The following is a 7,130-nucleotide window of genomic DNA, read 5'->3' as shown; positions in this document are numbered from 1 at the left end:
GCCCGGTGGGCACGATGGACCGGCTGCCCGTCCGCAGGTGGGCCGACCTGTGGACGCGCGCCCTGCTGCTGTCCCAGAAGGGCGCGTGGCACGGCGCCGCCGAGCCGGTCTCGGGGCGGCTGCTGATCCTCGGCGCCGACGTGCACGAGCACGCCACCGTCGTGCGGGTGCAGGTCCACGGCATCCTCGAACCTGCGGGCGGCGCCCCCTCCCGGCTGGTACGCACGAGCGTGGCGGCCGCGAAGGTGGACACGATCTCCGGCCCGTCCGTGTGGCGGCTGATGGGCGACCACCCCGTGCTCATGGGCGCGCTGGCCGGACACCTCAGCCTGGACCTCACCGACATGCCGCTGCTGCCGGGCGGCGACCTGGTGTGGCACGACGGCAAGGCGAGCGCCGGCGCGGCGGCCGACCCGTTCGCGACCGCGCGGGTCCAGCTCGCCGAGGCCGTGGCCCCGGCGACCCCGCCGCTCGACCGCCATCCCGTACGCATCGCGGAGCCCGTCTTCCTGGAGGGCTACACGATCCGCGACGAGACGCTCGACCTGGGCGGCAGCTCGCTCCCGGTGGCCCTCGACCGGCTGCCGGCCTGCGGGCCGCTCACGCCCGAGCTGGTGTCGGCCTCCTCCGCCTGCATCGGCCTGATGCGCTGGGACGGCGGGCAGTGGCTCCTGCAGCCGCTCGCCGTGCAGGCCACGGTCAAGAAGAAGGGCGTCACCGCGCACAACGGCGACTGGGCCATGGGACCCACCGACCCCAAGGTGGTCAAGGCCGAGGCCAAGGCCGGCGACGTGGTCGCCGTGCTGCGCGAGCGAGCGGGGCGGTTGCTGAGGAAATGACCGATTCCCCCACCACATCGGACGAGACCCGGCGCCAGGTGCTCTACTGGCGCCTGCTGTCCCGGCTGTTCAGCCCCGACGAGCAGCCCACCCTGGAGCGGGCGAGCGTGGCCATCGTCGACGACCTCGGCCTCCCGCCCGCGCTGCTGGACCCCGGCGTCTCGGTCGACAACCTCGTACAGCGCTTCCCCGACCTGGCCGCCGAGTTCGAGGGCCTGATGGTGGAGCGGGACCACGAGGAGGGCGACGAGGTCCGTCGCGCGGCCCTGGTCTCCAAGCTGCTGCTCAACGTGTTCGCCACCGGCTCGGGCAACGTCTCGGCGGCTCAGCTGGAGGCGTGGAAGAAGGACACGGCCTGGTTCGAGCGCGGCATGGGCTGCGAGGCGGGCGGGCTGCGCCATAGCCCGGGCAACGAAGAGCTGGCCGCGTTGCTCGCCGGGCTGGAGGGCGACCTGGTCAAGCGCATGCACCTGCGCGAGGTGCTGGCCGACCCGGTGCTGTCCAAGCAGCTCACACCCAGCATGTCGCTCATCGAGCAGTTGCTGCGCGACAAGTCCAACCTGTCGGGTGTCTCGCTGGCCAACGCCAAGGCGCTGATCCGCCGGTACGTGGACGAGGTCGCCGAGGTGCTGCGTACCCAGGTGGAGCAGACCAGCGCGGGCGTCATCGACCGGTCGGTGCCGCCGAAGCGGGTCTTCCGCAACCTCGACATCGAGCGCACCATCTGGAAGAACCTCACGAACTGGAGCCCGGAGGACGAGCGGCTCTACGTCGACCGGCTCTTCTACAAGCAGACCGCCCGCCGCACCACGCCGGCCCGCCTGATCGTGGTCGTCGACCAGTCGGGCTCGATGGTGGACTCGATGGTCAACTGCACCATCCTGGCCTCGATCTTCGCCGGGCTGCCCAAGGTCGACGTGCACCTCATCGCGTACGACACCCGGGCCCTCGACCTGACTCCGTGGGTGCACGACCCGTTCGAGGTGCTGCTGCGCACCAAGCTCGGCGGCGGCAACGACGGCCCGGTCGCGATGGCCATGGCCCGTCCGAAGATCGCCGATCCGCGCAACACCGTGATGGTGTGGATCTCCGACTTCTACGAGTTCGACCGTTCGCAGCCGCTCTACGACGGCATCGAGGCGGTCTACCGCTCGGGCGTGAAGTTCATCCCCGTCGGTTCGGTCAACAGCTCGGGCCAGCAGAGCGTGGACCCGTGGTTCCGCAAGAAATTCAAGGACCTGGGCACCCCGGTGATCTCAGGCCACATCCGCAAGCTCGTCTTCGAGCTCAAGAACTTCCTCGCTTAGGAGATTTCACCCATGAGTGACGACATGCTGCGCGCCCCCGCAGAGGTGAAGTACGCGGAGGAGCTTGACTGGCTGGAGTCGATCGACGACGGCCCCAAGCCGTTCTCGTGGCGGCTGAGCCCCCGCATGATCAGGCTGTTCATCCTCGGCTCCGAGCGCTCCGATGGGCTCGACCGGGAGATCTCCCAGAAGTGGTTCGGCGACCGCAGCTTCGTCGAGCGCAGCATCGTGACCCTGGCCTCCGACCGGGGCCTGCTGCTGATCGGCGACCCGGGCACCGGCAAGAGCTGGCTGGCCGAGCTGCTGTCCGCGGCCATCTGCCGCAACTCCACCCTCGTGGTCCAGGGCACGGCGGGCACGACGGAAGACCACATCAAATACTCCTGGAACGTCTCCATGGTCATCGCCAAGGGCCAGTCCCGCGACTCGATGATCCCCTCGCCGATCATGACGGCGATGGAGACGGGCGTGATCGGCCGCTTCGAGGAGCTGACCCGCTCCACCAGCGACGTGCAGGACGCGCTGATCTCGATCCTGTCGGAGAAGTACGTCTCCATCCCCGAGCTCGACGACGACAACATCGTCTTCGCCCAGCCCGGCTTCTCCATCATCGCCACCGCCAACAGCCGTGACCGGGGCGTCAACGACCTGTCCTCGGCCCTCAAGCGCCGCTTCAACTTCGTCCGCATCCCCGTCGTGACGAACAAGAAGAGCGAGGCGGAGATCGTCCGCTTCCGCACCGAGGAGCTGCTGCGCCGGCACAAGATCGAGCTCGACCTGCCGCCGACGCTGCTGGACATCCTGCTGCAGAGCTTCGCCGACCTGCGCTCGGCCGCCGCGTCGGCCACCAGCGACGACGAGAAGCTGGAGTCGGCGCTGTCCACGGCCGAGCAGATCGGCGTGCTGGAGGACGCCATCCTGCACAGCAACTTCTTCGGCGACCGCGTGCTGCGCGCGCAGACCCTCGCCGGCTCGCTGGTCAGCTCGCTGGCCCGGCGCAGCCCCGAGGACCTCGCGATCCTCAACAAGTACTGGCACGGCGTCGTCGAGCCCCGCAGCAAGAAGGACGGCGGGGAGTGGCCGGAGTTCCTCGAGGGCGGCCGCGAGGCCATCGCCACCCTCTCATGACCGGCCAGACGAGCCCGTTCGGCGCGCTCCGCGAGCAGCTCCTCGACGCCGCCGGCGCGTTCGCCGGCAGTCCCGTGGCCGTGTCGGACATCCTGTCCGGCCTGGTGGACGACGTGGACCGGGCGCTGCGCGAGGAGCTGGAGATCTTCCCGGTCTGCCACCACTCGCCGGCCTCGGCGCTGGCGATGGTGCGCAGGCTGCGCGAGAAGCAGCCGAAGGTCATCTACCTGGAGCTCTGCGAGGACCTGCGGCCGCTGCTGACCGAGCTGCGCAACTGCCGGCTGCCGGTGGCGGTGCAGGCGTTCGCGACCGACATCGACGGCTTCCCGCCGTCGTGGGCGCCGCTCAGCGTGGTGGCGCCCATCACGGAGGCGTCCGCCGAGTACCAGGCCATCTCGTACGCGCTGGAGACCCCGGGCGTCGAGCTGGTGCTGGTCGACCGCTCGACGGACCACGTCTTCCAGTGGGCGCCGAAGGAGGAGCCCGGCAAGAAGGAGCACGCCGAAGAGGCCGGACTGCACGGCGACGCGGTGGGCGTCGAGCTCGGCGACCTGCGCCCGCGCTTCGCCGAGCTGGAGGAGCACCTGCTGCACCACGGCAAGGTGCGCCACTGGTCCGAGTGGTGGGACCAGTACGTCGAGCAGCCGCTGTCGGGTGCCGACTACGACACCTACCGCCAGGTCATGGTGCTGATCGGCAGCCTGTTCCGCCGCCTCGACCGCGACGGCGGCCGGCGGACCGTGGACGAGGACCGCGAGCGCTACATGTGGACCAGGATGCGCGAGCACCTGGCCACCTCGGGCGCCGACCCGGCCGACTGCCTGTACGTGTGCGGCGCCTTCCACGCAGCCAGCCACGTCGAGCAGTTCGGGCTGAAGTCCACGGCGACGTTCGAGATCACCCCGCGAACCGGCACGAAATGGGTGTACGGCCTCATCCCGTCCAGCCACTCGGCCATCGAGGCGCAGTTCGGGCTGGCCTCCGGCTCCGTGTCGATCGCGGCGGCGACCTGGGACAAGGCGCTGACCCGCGGCAAGCTGACCCCGTTCCAGCTGGCCGGGCAGAGGGGCGCGCGCAAACGCGTGGCCAAGCTGCCCGCGCCCGTCCCCCAGGGCGAGGTGGCCGACCAGCTGACCGGGTTCCTGTCGAAGCCGCCCGCGCTCGACGAGCTGGACGAGGCCGAGCTGCTCGGCTGGAGCGTGGAGATCGTCCGGCTGGCCCGCCGCAACGGCTACCTGGCCAGCACCGCCGACGCCATCGCCGTGTTCGAGACCTCGATCCTGCTCGCCGGCATGCGCAACCGGGCCAGGCCCACCCCGTACGACTTCCAGGACGCGGCCGTCACCTGCATCGAGAAGGACGTCGTGCCGGGCCGCCGCGACGTGCGGCGGCTGTGCGAGATCATGCTCGGCGGCGACCGCGTCGGCGAGGTCGGCTACGACGCCCTGCCGCCGCTGGCCCGCGACGTGTACGACCGGCTCGCGCCGCTCAAGCTCGACCTGGAGAAGCGCACGATCCAGCGGGCGCTGCTCGACCTCAACGCCAACCCCGAGCTGGTGCCCTGCTCCGATTTGCTGTGGATGCTGCGGTACCTGCTGCCGTCGGACGCCGTCCGCCCCATCATGGGCGAGCGCGGGCTGGGGGAGCGCTCGATCCAGGAGAGCTGGGACCTGTCGTTCGGCAAGCACCAGCGCTCGATCATCGAGCTGGGCTACGAGGGCGTCACCATCGAGCAGGTGATGGAGCAGCGGCTGCGCCGTTCGGTGTGGGACCCCAAGGCCACGGCGGCCGTCGCGCTGGCGGCCGTCGAGGACGCGGTGCTCTTCCTCGGCAGCCGCCGCTTCGCCGACGAGCTGGGGCAGCGGGCCGTGGAGCTGCTGGCGTCCGAGCGCAGCGTGGACGACGCGCCCGAGGTTCTGCGCAGGATCCGGCGGCTGATGTCCTACTACCGCGCCCACGAGCCGGAGCTGCCGGCCTGGTGCGAGGAGTTCGCGACCTCCGGCTACGCGCATTACTGCACCCTCCTGCCGACGGCCTTCGTGTCCGACGACACGGGAGCGCGGCAGGTGGCGGCCATGCTGGGGTTCCTGTTCTCGATGGAGAGCCTCGCGCTCTCGCTGGGCTGCGACCGGGCCCAGCTGGAGCTGGCCGTGCAGCAGTCGCACCCGGAGGCGCCGGACAAGGTGGCGCTGCTGTGGGCGGCGCGGACCCAGCTCGGGCTGCTGCCGCTGGCCGAGCTGCGGGCGCGGTGCGACGAACTGCTGGCCAACCCGTTGGTCGTCCCGTCGTTCCCGCTCTACATCCTGGGGTTCGTCCAGGCCATGGAGCCCGTCCCGACCCTGTCGGGCTTCGTGGTGGAGATGATCTCGAAGGCGTTCGGGCAGCTGCCCGACCGGGTGCTGCTGCCGTGGCTGCCGAAGCTGATCACGACGCTGCGGGACCAGGCGGGCGAGCTGATGCCGGTGCTCGTACGCGAGGCCGGGCGCACGTTCCCCGGCACGCTGGGCGCCGTGGACGGCTGGGTGCCGCCGTGGACGGCGCGTCCCGCCGCCGTGGTGGCCGCCGCCCCGGTCGCGTCGGGGCCGGTGGCCGAGCTGCTCCTGGGGCATCCGGCCGCGTGTGACGCGGTGGCGGGGCTGCTCGGCTGCGAGGGCTCGTGGCAGGCCCCGGCGCCGGGCCGCGGGGAGGTCGCCGGGCTCCTGGCCGGTCACCCGGAGCCCGCTCTGGCGCTGGCGGGCCTGCTCGCCTGACGCCGCGGGCGGCCCCGTCCGGTACGGGGCCGCCCGCGCTCTCCGGGAGATGAATCACCGGGAAACAGCGCATGACGTTTCTCTGACCAGGGCAAATATGTCCATTTATGTCGCCCTCCGGGGTCATCCACGAGGGCCTTCCGAATCGTAGTATCCGGTGCTGAAGCTCCTGCGCGATTCGAAGAGGGAAGCAGTGTCGCGTCCGCAATCGGGGGATCACCTCGGTCAGATCGCCGCCTACCGCCTTGTCCGGTTCCTCGGCGAGGGCGGGCAGGGCGTGGTCTACGTGGGCCTGAGCCCGTCGGGCGACGAGGTCGCGATCAAGGTGCTGCACGCCCGGCTCTCGGACGATCCCGAGGCGCGCCGGCGCTTCTTCCGGCAGGTGGACCTCGCCCGCCGGGTCGCGCCCTTCTGCACCGCGCGGGTGCTGGACATGGGCATGCAGGCCGACCGGCCGTACATCGTGAGCGAGTACGTACGCGGCGAGTCCCTCGAACGCGCCGTCAGGAAGGACGGCCCCCGCACCGGCGGCGGGCTGGAACGCCTCGCGGTCGCGACGGCGACGGCGCTGGCCGCCATCCACCGCGCCGGGGTCGTCCACCGCGACCTGAAGCCGGGCAACGTCATCCTCGGGCCCGAGGGCCCCGTGGTCATCGACTTCGGCATCTCGCGGGCCCTCGACCACGCCGTCACGCAGACCGGGGTGTTCGGCACGCCCGGGTACATGGCGCCCGAGCAGGTGAGCGGCGGGGAGGTGGGGCCGGCGGCCGACGTGTTCAGCTGGGCCGCCACGATGGTGTTCGCGGCGACGGGGCGGCGGGCGTTCGCCGGGGAGTCGGTGGCGGCGGTGCTGCACGCGCTCCTGTACGACCCGCCCGACCTGTCCGGAGTGCCCGCGTCGCTCCGGTCGCTGGTGACCACGTGCCTGGACAAGAACCCCGCGCGGCGGCTCACGGCGGACGACCTGGTCCGCGCCCTGACCGGCGACGACACCCTGACCATGCCCGACGCCTCGCCGCCCGACTTCGAGGACGCGCCGCCCCGCCGGGTGCCGCGCCGCGCGGTGCTGGCCGTCGGAGTGGCCGCCGCGGCGGCGGCCGTGGCCG

At 71.5% G+C, this 7,130-nt stretch carries 4 protein-coding genes and 1 pseudogene; all 5 read left to right on the top strand.

Annotation, left to right across the window (positions count from 1 at the left end; translation table 11 throughout):
- A pseudogene (locus tag ACWDX9_RS57165) lies at positions 1–839 on the top strand (hypothetical protein); the annotation flags it as partial.
- A complete protein-coding gene (locus tag ACWDX9_RS57160; RefSeq protein WP_449971490.1) occupies positions 836–2,146 on the top strand; it encodes a vWA domain-containing protein in 1,311 nt (436 codons plus the stop codon). The pseudogene ACWDX9_RS57165 and the gene ACWDX9_RS57160, both read left to right, overlap by 4 nt.
- A gap of 12 nt (positions 2,147–2,158) precedes the next feature.
- Entirely contained in the window at positions 2,159–3,274 is a 1,116-nt protein-coding gene (locus ACWDX9_RS57155) for an ATP-binding protein (RefSeq protein WP_350736798.1), read from the top strand.
- On the top strand, positions 3,271–6,024 hold the full coding sequence (locus ACWDX9_RS57150) for a DUF5682 family protein (protein WP_449971487.1): 2,754 nt from the start codon (positions 3,271–3,273) through the stop codon (positions 6,022–6,024). The genes ACWDX9_RS57155 and ACWDX9_RS57150 overlap by 4 nt, the downstream gene beginning before the upstream one ends.
- Before the next feature lie 193 nt (positions 6,025–6,217).
- Positions 6,218–7,130, top strand: a 913-nt coding sequence (locus ACWDX9_RS57145; protein WP_449971484.1) for a serine/threonine-protein kinase, incomplete at its 3' end; no start/stop codon positions are given.

Source organism: Nonomuraea sp. NPDC003201, assembly GCF_053590415.1.
The sequence above is the reverse complement of the archived record's forward strand: the minus strand, read 5'-3'. Positions and strand labels throughout refer to the sequence as shown.

Excerpts from the sequence above, each read along its gene's own strand:
- ACWDX9_RS57160 (WP_449971490.1), top strand. The coding sequence starts at position 836 with ATGACCGATTCCCCCACCACATCGGACGAGACCCGGCGCCAGGTGCTC.
- ACWDX9_RS57155 (WP_350736798.1), top strand. The coding sequence starts at position 2,159 with ATGAGTGACGACATGCTGCGCGCCCCCGCAGAGGTGAAGTACGCGGAG.
- ACWDX9_RS57150 (WP_449971487.1), top strand. The coding sequence starts at position 3,271 with ATGACCGGCCAGACGAGCCCGTTCGGCGCGCTCCGCGAGCAGCTCCTC.